This window comes from Nocardioides euryhalodurans (genome assembly GCF_004564375.1).
In the GTDB taxonomy this organism is placed as follows: Bacteria; Actinomycetota; Actinomycetes; order Propionibacteriales; family Nocardioidaceae; genus Nocardioides; species Nocardioides euryhalodurans.
In genome coordinates, this window is the sequence record NZ_CP038267.1 from 1,969,183 (window position 1) to 1,985,956 (window position 16,774).

Consider the following 16,774-nt stretch of genomic DNA (forward strand, 5'->3'; position numbering starts at 1 on the left):
TGGTCAGGCGTCCTCCTCCTGCGCCTCCTTCGCCGCCGCCTTGATGTCCTCCGCCTCGACCTTGTCGATGGCGGACGCGACGATGGCGTCAGCACGCTCGAGCGCCTTCCGGATCCTGACCTCGCCGGGGTCGGAGACCAGCGCCAGCAGCCCGGAGTGACCGGGCGGGATGGCGTTCTCCAGCTGCTGCTCGAGCTCGCCGTGGTGGTGCCGCTGGCGCAGCTTGCCGGCCAGTGCACCGGCCGTCCCGGCCACGGCGGCGCTGCCGAGGATCGACGGCGGGAAGATCACGCCGAGCGCGATCCCCCCGACCACGCCCCACCTGAGCCCCGACCGGGTGCTGTGGTCGGTGGCCTTCTGGACCTCCAGCCGGCCCTCCGCGGACCGGTTCACCACGATCACGCCCTCGATCTCGACGCTGCGGCCGTCCTCGACGGACCTGAGGGCCTCGTACGCCTCCCAGGCCGCACCGACGTCGCTGAAGTCCGCGACGAGGAGGGTGTAGGCGCCGTCCGAGACGGCTGCGGCGTTCACCTCGAGGTCGGGGGTGTTGCTGTCGTCAGACATGGCAGGAGCTCCTTCGGTCGTGGGGCTCCCACTCTCGGGCGACCGCGGCGCCGTGGCATCACCCTGTGCGGGTGGTCAGGGCGCGGCCGGGCGCGGACGCCGGCTGTCGGCGCCGAGGACCATGAGCCTCTCGGGGTCGGTCACGGGCACGAAACCGACGCGGGCGTAGACCTCGTGGGCGTCCTGCGTCGCGAGGAGGACCCGTCCCAGGCCCAGCGGCCGGAGCCGCGCGACGACGGCCTCCGCGAGGCGCCTGCCCAGCCCGCGGCCGCGGTGGCCGCGATCGACGTACACGTCGCAGAGCCAGGCGAAGGTCGCGTGGTCGGTGACGACGCGGGCGTAGGCGACCTGGCTCCCGTCGCCGGTGAACGCCCCGAGGTTCACCGACCCCCGTGCCGCGGTCTCCACGGTCTCGCGACTCCGACCGAGCGCCCAGTAGGCATCCGTGGAGAGCCATCCGTGGATCCGGTCGAGGTCCATCCGGGCAGGGTCCGAGGAGATCTCGTAGTCATCGGTGCTGGGCTCGACGGTCACCACGACATTCTCCACGCGCTCGTCCCGGCCGGCTCCCGATCTCCGCCTGAGGAGGGAGGCCACCGCGGGGTCCCCTCCCTAGGGTGGAGCCATGAGCAGGATCGGAACCCGCCTCGGCGACTTCTTCGCCCTCGACGACGGCTGGTCCCGACCCGTGCCCCCGATCGGCCGGCGTGACGCGCTCACCGGCGTCGTCGTCGAGGCGATCGGTGTCACGACGCTCGAGCTCGCCCGCAGCGCGGGCGCCTTCGAGGACGTCGACGCCCCTTGGTGGGTGATCTACCTGGTCATGTCGGCGGCGGCGATCGCCGTCGTGTTCCGCCGGCACTACCCCGTCGCCACCGCCGTCTACCTCGCCGCCCACATGTTCGTCACCGGCGTCGTCATGCCCGAGGTGATGGGCCAGCTGGCCCTGCAGATCATCTACTTCGTCGGGCTCTTCTCCGCCATGGCCTGGGGCCGGAGCCGGCGTACGGCGCTCCTCGCCTGCTCCGCGATCCTCGTCTTCATGCTCTGCTGGGTCGCCTGGCAGTTCGCCCTCGGCTCCGCCGTGCAGGACGTCATGGGTGACGACGCCCCCGAGGCCCGCGGCTTCCTCCCCGCCATCCCCGCGGTCGTGCTGCTCACCTTCATCATCAACGTCGTCTACTTCGCCGGCGCGATCGTCGGCGGCCAGGTCGCCTGGCGAGGCGCCCGGCAGCGCGCCGCCCTCGCCGAACAGGCCGCCACCATCGCCGCCCAGGCCGAGTCGCTGCGCCGCCGCGCGGTCGTCGACGAACGGCTCCGCATCGCGCGCGAGCTCCACGACGTCGTCGGCCACCACGTCTCGGTCATCGGCGTCCAGGCCGCCGGCGCCCGCCGGGTGATGGGCCGGGACCCGGCGGCGGCCGGAGCCGCGCTCGGCGCGATCGAGGACAGCTCGCGCGAGGCCGTCACCCAGATGCGGTCCCTCCTCGGCACGCTGCGCGACATCGAGGCCGAGGCGGAGGGCGAGCCGGCCGCGACCACGCGCCGCACCTCCGGACCCGGCGTCGCCGACCTCCCCGAGCTCGTCGCCTCCCGAGACGGCGGGGCGCTGCGGACGACGTACGACGTGGTGGAGGACCGTCCCGGCGCCGCCGAGCGGCTGCCGGCTGCCGTCGGGCTGTCCCTCTACCGCACCGTCCAGGAGGCCCTCGCCAACGTCACCCGTCACTCCACGGCCGGTACCGCCTCCGTGACGGTGCGGGTCACCGAGGCCGGTCCGGCTCCCTTCGCCGAGGTGGAGGTGCTCGACGACGGCCGGCTCCGCACCGGTACGTCGGGCTCCGGGCTCGGCCTGCTCGGGATCCGGGAGCGGGTGGCCTCGCACCGCGGGCAGTGCGACATCGGTCCCCGCGCGACCCGCGGCTACCGCGTCCGGGTCCGGCTCCCCCTGGCGTCGCCCACCCACGACGGGACCGCCCGCCCCTCGGAGGTCGCGCGTGGCTGAGGACGTGCTGCGGGTGATGCTCGTCGACGACCAGGCCCTGGTCCGCTCCGGCTTCCGCATGATCCTCTCGACCGAGGCCGACATCGAGGTCGTCGGCGAGGCCGGCGACGGTGTCGAGGCCGTCGCGGAGGCACGGGCGCTGCGTCCCGACGTCGTCCTCATGGACGTGCAGATGCCCCGCAAGGACGGCATCGAGGCGACTGCGACCGTGGTCGAGGAGGACCTCGGCAAGGTCGTCATCCTCACCACCTTCGACCGCGACGACTACCTCTTCGCGGCGCTCCGGGCCGGCGCCAGCGGCTTCCTCCTCAAGAACTGCGAGGCGGACCAGCTCGTCGAGGCCGTCCGCGCCGTCGGCCGCGGCCACGCCCTGCTCTCCCCCGAGGTCACCCGGCGCGTCATCGCCCGCATGGCCGCCCCCGACGCCGCCTCGACGCGCGCGCCGGACCCGGCGGTCACGGCCGGGCTCGCGAGCCTCACCGAGCGGGAGCGCGAGGTCCTGGTCCTGCTCGGCGAGGGGCTGAGCAACGCCGAGATCGCCGCCCGGCTCGTGCTCGGCGAGGCGACGGTCAAGACCCACGTGTCCCACGTCCTGGCCAAGCTCCACCTCCGCGACCGGGTGCAGGCCGTGGTGTTCGCCCACAAGGCCGGCCTCGCCGGCTGAGACGGCGGCGCTCCCCCACCAGGCGGAGCCGGGATCTCCGTCCCGCGGCGGATCACAGCCCCCCTCGGGTTCCCTAGCGTGGGGGCATGATCCAGACACGAGGGCTCACCCGCCGGTTCGGCGAGGTCACGGCGGTCGACGACGTCTCCTTCGACGTCCCGCGTGGCCTGCTGACCGGCTTCGTCGGGGGCAACGGCGCCGGCAAGACCACGACCATGCGGATGGTCATGGGCCTGTTGGGGATCCACGGGGGCGAGGTGCTGTGGGACGGCCGCGCGATCACGGCGGCCGACCGCCGCCGCTTCGGCTACATGCCCGAGGAGCGCGGCCTCTACCCCAAGCAGAAGATCGTCGACCAGCTGGTCTACCTCGGCGAGCTCTCCGGGCTGCCCGCCGGCCGGGCCCGCCGCTCCGCGCTCAGCCACCTCGAACGGTTCGGCCTGGCCGACCGCGCCGGCGACCGCGTCGAGAAGCTGAGCCTGGGCAACCAGCAGCGGGTCCAGATCATCGCCGCTCTCATGAACAGCCCGACCGCGCTCATCCTCGACGAGCCGTTCTCGGGGCTCGATCCCCGTGCCGTCGACTCGATGGTCGACCTGCTGCGCGAGGAGACCGCCCGGGACACCCCCGTCCTCTTCTCCAGCCACCAGCTCGACCTCGTCGAGCAGCTCTGCGACCGGCTGGTCGTGCTCGCCGCCGGCCGGGTGGTCGCCCAGGGCGCGGTGGAGGAGCTCCGGGCCCGCGGGCCCGAACGCCTGCGGCTCGTGACCGATCGCGACGCCGGCTGGGTCCGCGACCTGCGCGGCCTCCACGTGGTCGACGTCGACGGGCCGGTCGCGCTGCTGGAGCTCACCGGCGGCGACGGCGACGACGTACGCCGCACGCTGCTGCAGGAGGGGCTGGGTCGCGGCGAGGTCCGCGAGCTCGCCCGCGTCACCACCCCGCTCGCCGAGATCTACCGGGAGGTCACCGCATGAGCACCCGCATGAGCACCACCGACACCGTCCCCGACCGCACCACCGAGCCGACGCCGGCGGACCGTACGCCGCCGGTCGCCGAGCGCGCCTGGCTGCTCGTGGCCCGACGCGAGGTGCTCACACGGCTGACCGACAAGGCGTTCCTGGCCGGCACCCTGATCACGATCCTGCTCGTCGTCGGCTTCGTCGGCTGGCAGATCGTGTCCGAGGGGGACGCCTCGACCTACACGGTCGCCGCGACCGCCGACGCCGGTGACACCGCCCGGTTGCTGGCCGAGGAGGTCCCCGGCGTGGACGAGGAGGTCCGGGTCGAGGTGGTCGAGGTCGACTCCGACGACGCGGGCGTCACCGCCCTGGAGGACGAGGAGGTCGACGTGCTGCTCCGGCCGGGCGACAACGGCTGGACCCTGGTGGGACGCGACGAGGTCCCCGGCGACCTGGAGGCCGCTGCCGCGTCGGTCGTCCGCGACGCGGCGCTGGTCGGCAACGCCGAGCAGGCCGGCACCTCGCTGGCCGAGCTGCAGCAGGGCAGCGAGCTCAGCACCACCCTGCTGGAGGGCGACGCCGAGCAGCAGGCCTTCGCGCAGGGGATGGGCGTCGCGCTGGCGTTCCTCTTCTACATGGCGGCGCTCGGCTTCGGCTACGCCCTGTCGGGCAGCATCGTCGAGGAGAAGGCCAACCGGATCGTCGAGATCATCACCACCAAGATCCCGGTCCGGCAGCTGCTGATCGGCAAGATCGCCGGCAACACCCTGCTCGCCATCGGCCAGACCGCCCTGATCGTCGCGGTCGGATTGGTCGGCATCTCCTTCACCGACTACGCCCAGTACCTCCCGGCGCTCACCGAGGGCGTCGGCTGGTTCGTCGCGTTCTTCCTGGTCGGCTTCTGCTTCATCGCCTGCTGGTGGGCGGTCGCCGGAGCACTCGCGAGCCGGGCGGAGGACCTGCAGACCACGGCCACGCCGCTGTCGTTCCTCATGATGGGGGTCTTCTTCGGGGCCTTCCTCTTCGAGGGCACCGCCCTGACGGTCGCGTCGTACGTCCCGCCGTTCTCCTGCGTGCTGATGCCGATGCGGATCCTGCAGGGCGACGCCGCGGTCTGGGAGCCCTTCGCGGCGATCGCGATCCTGGTGGCGGCGATGGGGGCGACCGTGGTGCTCGCGGAGCGGCTCTACCGCCGGGCGCTGCTGCAGACGCAGGGTCGGGTGACGCTCAAGCAGGCGTGGCGCGCGGCGGACTGAGCGGGCTCTAGAGTGGCGAGGGTGACCTCTCCACTGTCGCCCGCCTGGTCGGGACTGGTCGACGACGCGGCCGTCTTCCCGCCCGGGAACGCCCCGCTGCCCGACGCCGTGTCCGCCCATCGCGAGCGTCGCGACGAGTGGTGGGCCGACCTGGTCGGGTCGTTCGTCGTGACCGACGAGAAGCTGTCGGGCGTCGGCGACCCCCTCCCCCTCTCGGTCGTGGTCACCGGCGGCGCGGGGGCCGTCCCCGGCGCGCTGCGGATCGCCGGCAGGGCCGGTCACACGGTCGCCGGCCTGGAGATCGCGCTGCGCGACCTCGACGACCTGGCCGGCAACGCCCGCCGGGTCGCCGCCGCCGTCGACGCCGCCGCGGTCGAGGGGCTGCTCGACGACGAGGTGCCGACCTACGTCGAGCTGCCGGCCGTGCCTGACGCAGGATCCTGGCTGCGCGCCGCCGATGCCGTCGCGGAGTCCGGCCTTCGCCTGAAGTTCCGCACCGGCGGGCTGGAGGCCCACCTGTTCCCGTCGGCGACGACGCTCGCGGGATGGGTCGACGCCGCCCTGGACCGCGAGACGCCCTTCAAGTGCACCGCCGGCCTGCACCACGCGCTCGCCCACACCGACGACGCCACCGGCTTCGCCCACCACGGCTTCCTCAACGTCCTCGTCGCGACCCTCCGGGCCTTCGACGGCGCCGCCACCGACGAGGTGGTCGCCCTGCTCGAGGCCCGTGACCCCGAGCCCCTGCTCACGACCGGCGACGACCTGGCTCGCGGGCGCCGCTGGTTCACCTCCTTCGGCTCGTGCTCGGTGACCGAGCCCCTCGACGACCTGCTCGCCCTCGGACTGCTGGAGAAGCCATGACCGACACCTGGGTGGAGGGCGCCGCCGGCTCCCTCTTCGACGTCGACAACCTGCCGTGGGGGGTCTTCTCCCGGGGCGGGGAGGACCCGCGCGTGGGGGTGCGGATCGGCGACCTCGTCCTCGACGTCGCGCCGGTGGCCGCGGCCGAGATGCTCGACGTCCACCACGTCTTCGAGGAGCGCTCCCTCAACCCGCTGATGGCCGAGGGCCGCCAGGTCCGCGCGTCGCTGCGCACCTGGCTGACCGGGCTGCTCACCGACGAGACCGAGCGCGACCTGGTCGAGCCCCACCTCGTGCCGCTGGCCGACGTCACGCTCCACCTGCCGGTCGAGGTGGCCGACTACGTCGACTTCTACGCCTCACTCGACCACGCCTCGAACGTCGGCCGGATCTTCCGCCCCGACGCCGAGGCACTGCTCCCCAACTGGCGCCACCTGCCGGTCGGCTACCACGGGCGCGCCGGCACGGTCGTGGCCAGCGGGACCGGCGTGGTCCGCCCGCAGGGCCAGCGCAAGGCCCCGAGCGACCAGCAGCCGACGTACGGCCCGTCGACGCGCCTCGACATCGAGGCCGAGCTCGGCTTCGTCGTCGGCTCGCCGAGCGTGCAGGGCGACCGGGTCTCCGTGGCCTCGTTCGCCGACCACGTCTTCGGGCTGGTCGGCCTCAACGACTGGTCGGCCCGCGACATCCAGGCGTGGGAGTACGTCCCGCTCGGACCGTTCCTCGGCAAGTCCTTCGCCACCTCGGTCTCCCACTGGGTCACCCCGCTCGAGGCGCTCGACGCCGCCTGGGTCGACCTGCCCGGCCAGGACCCGACCCCGCTGCCCTACCTCGCCGAGGGAGGCCCGCGGGGGCTCGACATCGACATCGAGGTGGAGCTCAACGGCACCGTCGTCAGCCGGCCGCCGTACCGATCGATGTACTGGTCGCCCGCCCAGATGCTCGCCCACCTGACCGTCAACGGCGCCTCGCTGCGCACCGGCGACCTGTTCGCCTCCGGCACCGTCTCCGGCCCGGAGCGCGACCAGCGCGGCTCGTTCCTCGAGCTCTCGTGGGGCGGCAGCGAGCCCTTCGACGGCGGCCGGACGTTTCTCGAGGACGGCGACACCGTCACCCTCCGCTACACCGCGCCCGGCACCGCCGGCGGCCGGATCGCACTCGGCGAGGTGACCGGGACCGTGGTGCCCGCCCGCTAGCCCGGTAGTCAGACGCCTTCCCGGTCGCTGAACCCCGGGTGCACGAACGGCTCGCCGCGGCGCATCGACTCGACGGCCCCCGGGTGGACACGGTGCAGGTGGGCGATGCCCCGGCGCCGGTAGCGCAGCACCTGCACGATCCCGAGGGCCCAGAAGACGTACTGGACCGACATGGCAGCGCGGTAGTCGTCGAGGTCGTAGGCGCCCATCCCGCCGGGCTCGCGCAGGTCGAGGACCACGCCGACCAGGGCCATCGTCAGCAGCGAGGCCGAGAAGCCACCGATGTTGACCAGCCCGTTGGCGCGCCCGCTCGACTCGACCGGCACGAACGAGCGTGCGAGGTCGAAGCCGACCATCGAGGCGGGACCGCCGGTCGCGGTCAGGCAGACCAGGACGACGAGCAGCCACAGCGGCGACGGGGTGTCACGCAGCAGCACCGCCGTCCACGGCACGATCATCATGAACACGACGCCCAGGACGATCCACGAGCGGTAGTACGGGCGGTGGCTGACCAGCCAGCTCAGCACCAGCCCGCTGATGATCACCCAGACCGTCATCAGCATCAGCAGCGTGCTCGCCGTCGACTCCGAGAGCCCCTGGGCGCTCACCAGGAAGGGGAAGCCCCACAGCATCGCGAACACCGTCATCGAGAACTGCGACGTGAAGTGCGTCCACATGCCGAGCTTCGTTCCCGGATTGCCCCAGACGGTCTGCACCTGCCGGGCGAGCTGGCGGAGCTTGATCGTCGTCGGCCCGCCCCGGGCGTACGGCGAGTTCTTGACGACCAGCACGACCGCGACCATCAGCACGACCCCGAGCGAGGAGGCCAGCGCGAAGGCCCGGGTCCAGCCGAGCGTGACCAGGGCCCACGACAGCGGGGCGGCGGCCAGGATGGCCCCGACCTGCCCGACCTGCCCCGTCAGCTGCGTGACGAGCGGGGCCTGCCGGACCAGGAACCACGAGGCGACCAGCCGGATCACGCTGACGAAGATCATCGCGTCGCCGGCCCCCACCACTGCGCGGGCTGCCACGGCCGCCGGGAAGGACTCGACGAAGGCGAAGGCGAGCTGGGCGCCGGTCATGAGCACCAGACCGCTCAGCAGCATCGCCCGCGAGCCGAAGCGGTCGAGCAGCACGCCGACGGGCACCTGCATGCCGGCGTACACGACGAGCTGGAGCACGGTGAAGAACGACAGCATCGTCGCGTCGATGTCGAACCGGTCGGCGGCCAGCAGCCCGGCGACGCCCAGGGAGCTGCGGTGGAAGACGGCCAGCACGTAGACCGACAGCGCGACCAGCCAGATCACCCACGCCCGGCGTCGGCCGATGTCGTGGATCTGCTCGGTCACCGCCCGATCATCCCAGCCGAGGTCCTACGGTGTTCCCGTGGTCCAGTTCGGTCAGTACCCACCACCCCGTCACGTCGTCGCGCACCTGAGCGATCCGCACCTGCTCGCCGACGGCCGGCTGCAGTACGACGTCATCGACACCGAGGCCGGCCTCCGGCTCGCCCTCGAGCGGGTGGCGCGCCTCGATCCCCGACCCGACGTGCTGGTCTTCACCGGGGACCTGGCCGACCGGGCCGAGCCGGCGGCGTACGCCGCGCTCCGGGCGATGGTCGAGCCAGTGGCGGTCGACCTCGGCGCCGAGGTGGTGTGGGTGATGGGCAACCACGACGAGCGGGAGGCGTACGCGCGAGGGTTGTTCGACAGCGACGACGACGGCTGCCAGGACCGGGTGCACGACGTCGGCGGGCTGCGGGTCGTCGCGCTCGACACCAGCGTCCCGGGCTACCACCACGGCGAGCTCACCGACGACCAGCTCGCGTGGCTGCGCGAGCAGCTGGCCACCCCGGCGCCGTACGGCACGCTGCTCGCGCTGCACCACCCACCGATCCCGGTGCCGATGCTGCGGGCCGCCGAGATCATCGAGCTCGACGACCAGCACCGGCTCGCCGAGGTTCTCGAGGGGTCCGACGTCCGCGCGATCCTCGGCGGCCACTTCCACCTGACGTCGTGGTCGACCTTCGCCGGCATCCCGGTGTCGGTCGCCTCCGCGAGCTGCTACACCAGCGATCCGGCACCGCTGGCCCGCTTCATCTCCGGGGTCGACGGGCACCAGGCGGCGACGATGCTGCACCTCTACGACGACCGGATCGTCCACACCGTGGTGCCGCTGGCCGAGGTGCCCGAGGTCAGCGGCTTCCCCTCCGACGTGGTCGCTCAGGTCGAGGCGCTGGACCCGGCGGAGCGGCGCGAGCTGATCTCCCGCAAGGACTCCCCGCTCAACCAGGGGTGACCCGCTGCAGCGGGCCGCCCCGGAGCCGCTCCACCTCGGCCCGCGCGTGGCGGACCTCGTCGTCCTCCTCGCCACGGGAGACCGCCAGCGCGTGGGCGAGGTCCAGCCCCGCGTCACGGACGTGGGCCGCAGCGCGGCGACCCTCCCCCGGCTCGCGGGCTCCCGTGCGGTCGCGGCGCGTCCCGACGATCGCGGTCACCTCCGCCTCGCTCAGCACACCTCGCTCGACCTCGGGCGCGAGGATGCTCCGCACCCACTCCCTCTCCTGCGGGGCGGCCAGCCGGAAGACCTGCCACAGCAACAGCAGCTCGACCACGACGAGGGTGGGCAGGAACAGGCCGGCCCCCACCGGGCCGCCGATCGCGGTCCCGTACGCCGTCAGGTTGTCCCAGCAGCTGTGGACCACCATCGCCGCCACCATGAACAGCGCCCCACGCAGCCGGTGCTTCCCGCCGTCACGGCCGAGCAGCCAGACCAGCCCCGCGCAGAACACCGCGCTGAAGAGCACGTGCTGCACCAGCCCGGCGCCACCGCGCTGCAGCACGACCGTCAGGGCGGAGCCGACCTGGTCGGCGCCGAAGTCGGCCTGGGTCGTGTTGTAGACGTAGAGCAGGTCCTCCGAGACCTGCAGCCCCAGCCCGGCGAAGGCTCCCAGGATCAGGCCGTCGTAGGCGCTGCGCACGAGGTGGGGAGCGAGCCCGATGACGAGGACGACGGCCAGGGACTTGGCGGTCTCCTCGGTGAACGGCGCCGCGAGCCCACCGCCGAAGTCCAGCGTCCATGCGTGCCCGAAGACCTTGTTGTAGATGCCGAGGAGCTGGGTGTTCGCCGCGAGCCCCAGCCAGTACGTCGCCGGCACGAAGCCCCAGACGAAGCAGAACAGCAGCACCGAGGCCGGGAGCGAGGTGTAGCGGTTGTGGTGGGTGAGCAGGAGCAGCCACGGGACCGCGTAGACCAGCAGCAGGGCGACGCCGCTGCCGATCCCCACGGCGTACGCCTCGGCGGCGCCGTAGAACTGCAGCATCCGGAAGGTCCCGAGCACCATCGCCAGGGCGAACACCCAGAAGCAGGCGTTGCGGAGCTGCACCAGCCGGAAGGGCGCACCCCAGCCGGACGCCTCGATGGCCTCGCGTTGCTCGAGCCTGGCGTCGTCGAGGGTGGTCATGACGCCTCCCCGTCCATCCGGAGCGAGCGGAGCATGGTGCGGACGTCGTCGAGCACCGGGGCGAGCTGCCCAGCTGCCCCCGTCGCGGTGGCGACGACGACCCCGTCACCGCCGATCGTGAACGCCGCGGCGAGGCCCTCGACGTCGGCACCCGACACCGACTCGACCGCCCCGGCGACGCCGCTGTCCGTGGTGAACCCGGCCCGCGGCCCGTTGACGGTGAAGTCGGGGATGTCGTCGGTGAGGCCCGAGATGTCCTCGTAGCGGTCGAGGACCTTCCCGGGAGAGTCGGACGTCGCCACCGTGGTGAGCACCACGGTGACCCCGTCGCGGGAGAGCACGACCGGTGGCGCGGTGGGCACGGCTGGGTCGTCGGTGTCGCGCAGGCCGGACTCGAGCTGCCACCCGACCGGCGGGGTGATCGTGGCCCCGGGCCCCACGAGGAGCACGTCTCCGGAGACCGTCGCGTCGTCCTGGTCGATCGCGCCGTTGACGACCGGCAGCACCCCGGTGAACAGCACGGCGACCAGCAGGACCACGAGGGCCGGCGTACGGCTGCGGCGGTCGAGGCCGAGCCAGCGCTCGTCCACGGGGACCCGGTCGGCCCGCGCCCTGTCCGTGACACTCATCGAGGCCCCCGTCGGTTCTGCGGCGGCATCCACGATGGCAGCAGCTGCACGAGCCGGCAATCCTCTGTCCCACGTGTCTGGCGACGGGACGGGATCCGAGGAGCGCCCACCGGTCTAGGTTGCTGGGGGAACACCTCGAGGGAAGGAAGGGCAGACATGGCTGACCACCGGGCGATCGAGGTGGCGTGCGAGGGGCTGGCCCGCCTCCTGCGCGACGCACCCCTGCCGGCGGGGCAGGCCGGCTCCCACCTCTCCGGCGGCGTGATCGGCGCGGGCGACGTCACCACCGGGTCGTGGCCCGGCGGCGCCGGGGTGCTCCCCTACCGGGTCCGGGTCGGCCGGACGGGCGCCCTGGAGTCGCCAGGCGGGCCGGATGCGCGCCCGCTCCCGGTCGAGGTGCAGGTCGTGGTGGTCTGCCAGGCGGAGGAACCGGGCACCAGGTTGGCGCTGGCAGGCTGGGTGATGGGCAGGCTGCACGACCACCCGGTGCTGACCGCCGAGCCGGGCGAAGGGACCGGAGACACCGTCCGGGTCGTCGCCGACGACCCCGGCCGGACCGAGTTCCTCCAGCTGTGGGCAGCGCTGGGCCTCGAGGGCCGCGACGTCCTGCTGCTGCCGTACGTGCTCACGGGAGTCGTGCTCGAGGCCTCCCCGGGGGCCTGAAATGTCTGGCGCCCCGCACCGGATCGGTGCGGGGCGCCAGTGGCAGGTGAAGGATTCGAACCTTCGAAGGCAAAGCCGACGGATTTACAGTCCGCTCCCATTGGCCGCTCGGGCAACCTGCCGGGTCGTCGCCCCGGCTTCCACCGGGTCACGACGAGACGACAGAATAGCGCCGTACGCCGCAGACCCGAAACCCGGAGGCACCCATGGCCGACTCGTCGTTCGACATCGTCAGCAAGATCGACCGCCAGGAGGTCGACAACGCCCTGGGACAGACGGCCCGCGAGGTCGCCACCCGGTTCGACTTCAAGGGCACCGGGGCCTCGATCGAGTGGAAGGGCGAGGAGGCGATCGAGATCACGGCGTCCGCCGACGACCGCGCCACCGCCGTCCTCGACGTCTTCAAGCAGAAGCTGGTCAAGCGCAACCAGAGCCTCAAGATCCTCGACGCCTCCGAGCCGCGGCAGTCAGGGCAGGTCTCGAAGATCGGGATCGCCCTCAAGGAGGGCATCAGCTCCGAGGACGCCAAGAAGATCGGCAAGCTGATCCGCGACGAGGGCCCCAAGGGCGTCAAGTCCCAGATCCAGGGCGACGAGCTGCGCGTCTCGAGCAAGAAGCGTGACGACCTGCAACAGGTCATCGCCCTGGTCAAGGAGCAGGACTACGACTTCGCGGTGCAGTTCACCAACTACCGCTGATCCGCCTCACGCCCCCACGGCGACCATCGTCGGGACCACGGCGGCGCCGTTGGCGGGCGTCAGCCACACGGTGCTGCCCTCCTCGAGCCCGAGGGCCCGGGCATGGGCACGGGTGAGCACGACCAGGACCTCCTGGCCGGAGACGGTGAGGACGGTCATGCGTACCTCGAAGCCGATGCGCAGGAGCCGGTGCACCTCACCCTCGACCCCGCCCGCGTGCTGCGGGCTCGTCGCCACCTCGATGTCGTGGGGCCGCAGCTGGGTCTCCCCCAGCCGGGTCACCTCGCCGAGGAACGACATCACGAAGTCGTTGGCGGGGGTGTCGTAGAGCTCGTCGGGGGTCCCGACCTGCTCGACGCGACCGTCGTTGATCACCACGATCTCGTCGGCGACCTCGAGCGCCTCCTCCTGGTCGTGGGTGACGAACACGGTCGTCACGGCCACCTCGTCGTGGAGCCGGCGCAGCCAGTCGCGCAGCTCCTTGCGCACCTTGGCGTCGAGCGCACCGAACGGCTCGTCGAGGAGCAGCACCTTCGGCTCGACCGCGAGGGCCCGCGCCAGCGCCATCCGCTGCCGCTGGCCGCCGGAGAGCTGCGAGGGCAGCCGATGCGCGAACTGCGAGAGGTGCACCAGCTTCAGCAGCTCCTCGACGCGGGCAGCGACCTCCTCCTTCGGCCGCTTGCGGATCTCGAGCCCGAAGGCGACGTTGCGGGCGACCGTCATGTGCTTGAAGACCGCGTAGTGCTGGAAGACGAAGCCCACGTTGCGCTTCTGCGCCGGCAGGTTGGTCGCGTCCACACCCTCGATCGAGACCCTCCCCCGGTCGGCGGAGTCGAGCCCGGCGATGATCCGCAGCAAGGTGGACTTGCCGCCGCCGCTGGGCCCGAGCAGCGCGGTGAGCTGCCCGGTCGGGAGGGACACGGAGACGTCGTCGAGCGCGACGAAGTCTCCGAACTTCTTGGTGACGCCGGTGACGTCGATGCTCATGGCAGCTCCTTCAGCTGGTGTGGGCGCGAGGACGGAGGATGGCCACGACGACGAGGCTCAGGATGCTCGCGAGGATGAGCAGGAACGACGTCGCGTACGCCGTCTCCTGCGCGAAGTTCTGGTACTTCGCCTCGACGACGAGCGTCGCGGTCTGGGTCCGGCCGGTGATGTTGCCCGAGACGATCTTGACGGCGCCGAACTCGCCCAGCGAGCGGGCCATGCTCAGCACCACCCCGTAGACGACGGCCCACTTGATGCTGGGCAGCGTGATCCGCCAGAAGGTCTGGGGGCTGTTGGCGCCGAGGCTGCGTGCCGCCTGCTCCTGCTCGTCACCGATCTCCTGGAGCACCGGGACGACCTCGCGGATGACCAGCGGCAACGCGACGAAGCACGTTGCCATCACCATCGCGGGGGTGTCGAAGACGATCTGCCACCCGGCCTCCTCGAGCGGCTTGCCGAACCAGCCGTCACGGCCGTTGTAGACGAGCAGCAGGGCGAGGCCGACCACGACCGGCGACACCGACAGCGGGACGTCGATCAGGGCGGAGAGCACGCGCTTGCCGACGAACTCCTGGCGGACCAGCAGCAGCGAGATCCCGACCCCGAAGACCAGGTTGATCACCACCGCCCAGAACGCCACGGTCGCGGTCAGCTGGAGCGCGTAGGTGACCTGCGGGTCCGAGAGCGACTCGCTGAGCGTCAGCAGCCCGTCGGCGAAGGTCTGCTGGACGACCAGCGCGACCGGCCACGCCACCAGCAGGAAGACGTACGCCAGCGCGGCGAGACGGAGCGTCCACCGCGCGGCCGCGGGCAGCCTCACCATCGGCGGGCCACCCGCCGCTGGACGATGTCGAGGGCCACGATGACGACCAGGGCGACCGCGAGCATCACCGAGGCCAGCGCCGCGGCCGAGGCGGTGTTGCCGTTCTCGATGAACGAGAGGACGCGCACGGACACCACCTCGGTCTCGAACGGACGGTTGCCCGAGAGCAGCACCAGTGACCCGTACTCGGAGATCGCCCGGGCGAACGACAGCGCCGCCCCTGCCGCGATCGCCGGCGCGAGGCCGGGCAGGATGATCCGCCGCACGATCGTGAGCCGGCTCGCCCCGAGCGACGCGGCCGCCTCCTCGACGTCCGCCTCCAGCTCCTCGAGCACCGGCTGCACGGTCCGGACGACGAAGGGCAGCGTCACGAACGCCAGCGCGAGGGTGACCGCGGACGGGGTGAACGCCCAGTGGAGCCCGAGCGGGCTCTGCGGCCCGTAGAGCGACAGCAGGACCAGGCCCGCCACGATCGTCGGCAGCGCGAACGGCACGTCGATGATCACGTCGAGGATCCCCTTGCCGGGGAAGCTGTCACGGACCAGCACCCAGGCGATGACAGAGCCCATGACGACGTTGATCGCCGTCACGAGCAGCGCCTGCAGGACGGTCAGCTGCACCGCCGCCCAGGTCTGGTCGTTGGCGAGGACGGAGAGGTAGCGGTCCCAGCCCCCGGCCGCGGCGGCGGCGACGACCGCAGACAGCGGGATCAGCACCAGGAGGCTGAACCAGAGCATGGCGATGCCGAGCCCGAGGCCGGTGCCGCGGGTGAGCGTGCTGCGGGGCCGCGCACGGCCGGGCCGGCCACCCCGGCGTCGCCCCGCCCGTACGGGGGACTCCGGACCGGCCGGCTCGGTGGTCGTGCTGGGGCCCACGAGCTGGGCGGAGGTCATTACTCCTCGCCGACCTTGCCGGTCTCCAGCTGCAGCTCGGTGATGATGCCCAGCGGGTTGCCGTCCTCACCGTCGCCGAAGTACTTGTCGGCGGCCTCGGCCCAGCCGTTGAAGTCCTCGTCCACGGTGAAGAGCTGCTCCGGCGTGGGGAACGGGTCGGAGGGGTCGTTGGCGCCCTCGACCTCGCCGACCTCGACGCCGTCGACGACCGGGCGGAAGCCCGCGCTCGCGTAGTCGGCCTGCGCCTCGGGACCCGTCATGAACGCCAGGAAGGCCTCGGCGGTCTCGTCTGCGTCGGCGGTCACGGCGGCCGGGTTCTCGATCAGCAGCGTGTCCGGCGGGACGACGTAGTCGATGTCGGCCCCGCTCTGCTTGGCGAGGATCGCCTCGTTCTCGTAGGACAGCAGCACGTCGCCGCTGCCGTCGGTGAAGGCGGTCGTGGCCTCACGCCCGCTGCCGGGGAGGGCGATGGTGTTGCCGAGCAGCTTGGTCAGGAAGCTCTTGGCCTCCTCCTCCGAGCCCCCGTTGCCGGTGACGTGGGCCCAGGCCGCGAGGATGTTCCAGCGCGCCGAACCGGAGGAGCCCGGGTTGGGCGTGATGATCTCGACGCCCGGCTCGACCAGGTCGTCCCAGGTCTCGATGCCCTCCGGGTTGCCGCTGCGGACCACGAAGACCACGACCGACGAGGTGGCGATCCCGTTGGTCTCGTTGTCCTTCCAGTCCTCGGCGACCAGGCCCTCGTCGACCAGGCGCGTGACGTCGGTCTCGAGCGAGTAGTGCACGACGTCGGCGTCGGCACCGGCGACCACGGCTCGGCTCTGGTCGCCCGAGGCTCCGTAGGAGGTCTCGAAGGTCACCCCCTCGCCCTCCGAGGTGGCGGTGAAGTCCTCGATGACGGGTTCGTTGGCGGCCTCCATCACGGAGAACGCGTTGAGGCTGAGGGTGGGGCCGTCCCCGGTGCCGCCCGCACCGGCGGTGGAGCAGGCGCTGAGCGACAGCGCGGCGACGAGGCCGGCGGCGGCGGCCTTCTGGTGGAGCTTCATGTCTGGTGTCCGATCGTCCAGGGTGAGACGTCTGCCCGAGCCGCGACGTCGATGTTAGATG

General features: G+C 72.3%; 18 protein-coding genes and 1 tRNA gene. 9 read left to right on the forward strand and 10 right to left on the reverse strand.

What is annotated here, in order from left to right:
* Positions 1–3: 3 nt before the first annotated feature.
* On the reverse strand, positions 4–567 hold the full coding sequence (locus tag EXE57_RS09330; protein WP_135076773.1) for a DUF1269 domain-containing protein: 564 nt from the start codon (positions 565–567) through the stop codon (positions 4–6).
* 75 nt (positions 568–642) lie between these two features.
* Complete coding sequence (locus EXE57_RS09335) at positions 643–1,101, reverse strand: GNAT family N-acetyltransferase (RefSeq protein WP_244247058.1); 459 nt, start codon at positions 1,099–1,101, stop codon at positions 643–645.
* Positions 1,102–1,192: 91 nt separating this feature from the next.
* Here EXE57_RS09335 and EXE57_RS09340 point away from each other — a divergent pair, with 91 nt between their 5' ends.
* The 6 genes from EXE57_RS09340 to fahA all read left to right on the forward strand — a co-directional run bounded on the left by EXE57_RS09340 (position 1,193) and on the right by fahA (position 7,514).
* Positions 1,193–2,572, forward strand: a complete 1,380-nt coding sequence (locus EXE57_RS09340; RefSeq protein WP_135076777.1) for a sensor histidine kinase — start codon at positions 1,193–1,195, stop codon at positions 2,570–2,572.
* 16 nt (positions 2,573–2,588) lie between these two features.
* The gene (locus EXE57_RS09345) at positions 2,589–3,236 is read left to right on the forward strand and encodes a response regulator (protein ID WP_135080788.1); all 648 of its coding nucleotides are present in this window, start codon (positions 2,589–2,591) and stop codon (positions 3,234–3,236) included.
* Between the two features lie 86 nt (positions 3,237–3,322).
* Positions 3,323–4,213, forward strand: a complete 891-nt coding sequence (locus EXE57_RS09350; protein ID WP_135076780.1) for an ABC transporter ATP-binding protein — start codon at positions 3,323–3,325, stop codon at positions 4,211–4,213.
* A gap of 8 nt (positions 4,214–4,221) precedes the next feature.
* The gene (locus EXE57_RS09355; protein ID WP_135076783.1) at positions 4,222–5,454 is read left to right on the forward strand and encodes an ABC transporter permease; all 1,233 of its coding nucleotides are present in this window, start codon (positions 4,222–4,224) and stop codon (positions 5,452–5,454) included.
* Positions 5,455–5,475: 21 nt separating this feature from the next.
* Positions 5,476–6,318 (forward strand): hypothetical protein, encoded by an 843-nt coding sequence (locus EXE57_RS09360; RefSeq protein ID WP_244247059.1) that lies wholly within the window; start codon positions 5,476–5,478, stop codon positions 6,316–6,318.
* Complete coding sequence (gene fahA, locus EXE57_RS09365; RefSeq protein ID WP_135076786.1) at positions 6,315–7,514, forward strand: fumarylacetoacetase; 1,200 nt, start codon at positions 6,315–6,317, stop codon at positions 7,512–7,514. Before EXE57_RS09360 ends, fahA begins: the two co-directional genes overlap by 4 nt.
* A gap of 8 nt (positions 7,515–7,522) precedes the next feature.
* Here fahA and EXE57_RS09370 read toward each other — a convergent pair whose 3' ends face one another.
* Complete coding sequence (locus tag EXE57_RS09370) at positions 7,523–8,863, reverse strand: MFS transporter (RefSeq protein ID WP_135076789.1); 1,341 nt, start codon at positions 8,861–8,863, stop codon at positions 7,523–7,525.
* 37 nt (positions 8,864–8,900) lie between these two features.
* On the opposite strand from EXE57_RS09370, the gene EXE57_RS09375 reads away from it, so the two are divergent.
* Positions 8,901–9,812: a phosphodiesterase gene (locus EXE57_RS09375; RefSeq protein WP_244247080.1), complete on the forward strand. Its 912-nt coding sequence runs from the start codon at positions 8,901–8,903 to the stop codon at positions 9,810–9,812.
* Here EXE57_RS09375 and EXE57_RS20345 read toward each other — a convergent pair.
* Both EXE57_RS20345 and EXE57_RS09385 read right to left on the reverse strand, forming a co-directional pair.
* Positions 9,799–10,977 (reverse strand): PrsW family intramembrane metalloprotease, encoded by a 1,179-nt coding sequence (locus EXE57_RS20345; protein WP_135076795.1) that lies wholly within the window; start codon positions 10,975–10,977, stop codon positions 9,799–9,801. The two genes, EXE57_RS09375 and EXE57_RS20345, sit on opposite strands and share 14 nt — an antisense overlap.
* Positions 10,974–11,606: a hypothetical protein gene (locus EXE57_RS09385; protein WP_135076797.1), complete on the reverse strand. Its 633-nt coding sequence runs from the start codon at positions 11,604–11,606 to the stop codon at positions 10,974–10,976. Before EXE57_RS09385 ends, EXE57_RS20345 begins: the two co-directional genes overlap by 4 nt.
* A gap of 156 nt (positions 11,607–11,762) precedes the next feature.
* Here EXE57_RS09385 and EXE57_RS09390 point away from each other — a divergent pair, with 156 nt between their 5' ends.
* Positions 11,763–12,269 (forward strand): Pvc16 family protein, encoded by a 507-nt coding sequence (locus EXE57_RS09390; protein WP_135076800.1) that lies wholly within the window; start codon positions 11,763–11,765, stop codon positions 12,267–12,269.
* 40 nt (positions 12,270–12,309) lie between these two features.
* Here the strand turns inward: EXE57_RS09390 and EXE57_RS09395 are convergent.
* A tRNA-Tyr gene (locus EXE57_RS09395) sits at positions 12,310–12,391 on the reverse strand.
* Positions 12,392–12,475: 84 nt separating this feature from the next.
* Here EXE57_RS09395 and EXE57_RS09400 point away from each other — a divergent pair.
* Positions 12,476–12,967, forward strand: coding sequence for a YajQ family cyclic di-GMP-binding protein (locus EXE57_RS09400; RefSeq protein ID WP_135076803.1), 492 nt, complete (start codon positions 12,476–12,478; stop codon positions 12,965–12,967).
* A gap of 6 nt (positions 12,968–12,973) precedes the next feature.
* Here EXE57_RS09400 and EXE57_RS09405 read toward each other — a convergent pair whose 3' ends face one another.
* Genes EXE57_RS09405 through EXE57_RS09420 form a run of 4 tightly spaced genes read right to left on the reverse strand, consistent with a single transcriptional unit; the run spans position 12,974 to position 16,713 of the window.
* On the reverse strand, positions 12,974–13,954 hold the full coding sequence (locus EXE57_RS09405; RefSeq protein WP_135076806.1) for a sulfate/molybdate ABC transporter ATP-binding protein: 981 nt from the start codon (positions 13,952–13,954) through the stop codon (positions 12,974–12,976).
* Positions 13,955–13,964: 10 nt separating this feature from the next.
* Positions 13,965–14,777 carry a sulfate ABC transporter permease subunit gene (locus tag EXE57_RS09410; protein WP_135076809.1) on the reverse strand — a complete coding sequence of 271 codons (813 nt, stop codon included), beginning with the start codon at positions 14,775–14,777 and terminating at the stop codon, positions 13,965–13,967.
* On the reverse strand, positions 14,771–15,670 hold the full coding sequence (gene cysT / locus EXE57_RS09415) for a sulfate ABC transporter permease subunit CysT (protein ID WP_135076813.1): 900 nt from the start codon (positions 15,668–15,670) through the stop codon (positions 14,771–14,773). Before cysT ends, EXE57_RS09410 begins: the two co-directional genes overlap by 7 nt.
* Positions 15,670–16,713, reverse strand: coding sequence for a sulfate ABC transporter substrate-binding protein (locus EXE57_RS09420; protein WP_135076816.1), 1,044 nt, complete (start codon positions 16,711–16,713; stop codon positions 15,670–15,672). Before EXE57_RS09420 ends, cysT begins: the two co-directional genes overlap by 1 nt.
* Positions 16,714–16,774 lie beyond the last annotated feature (61 nt).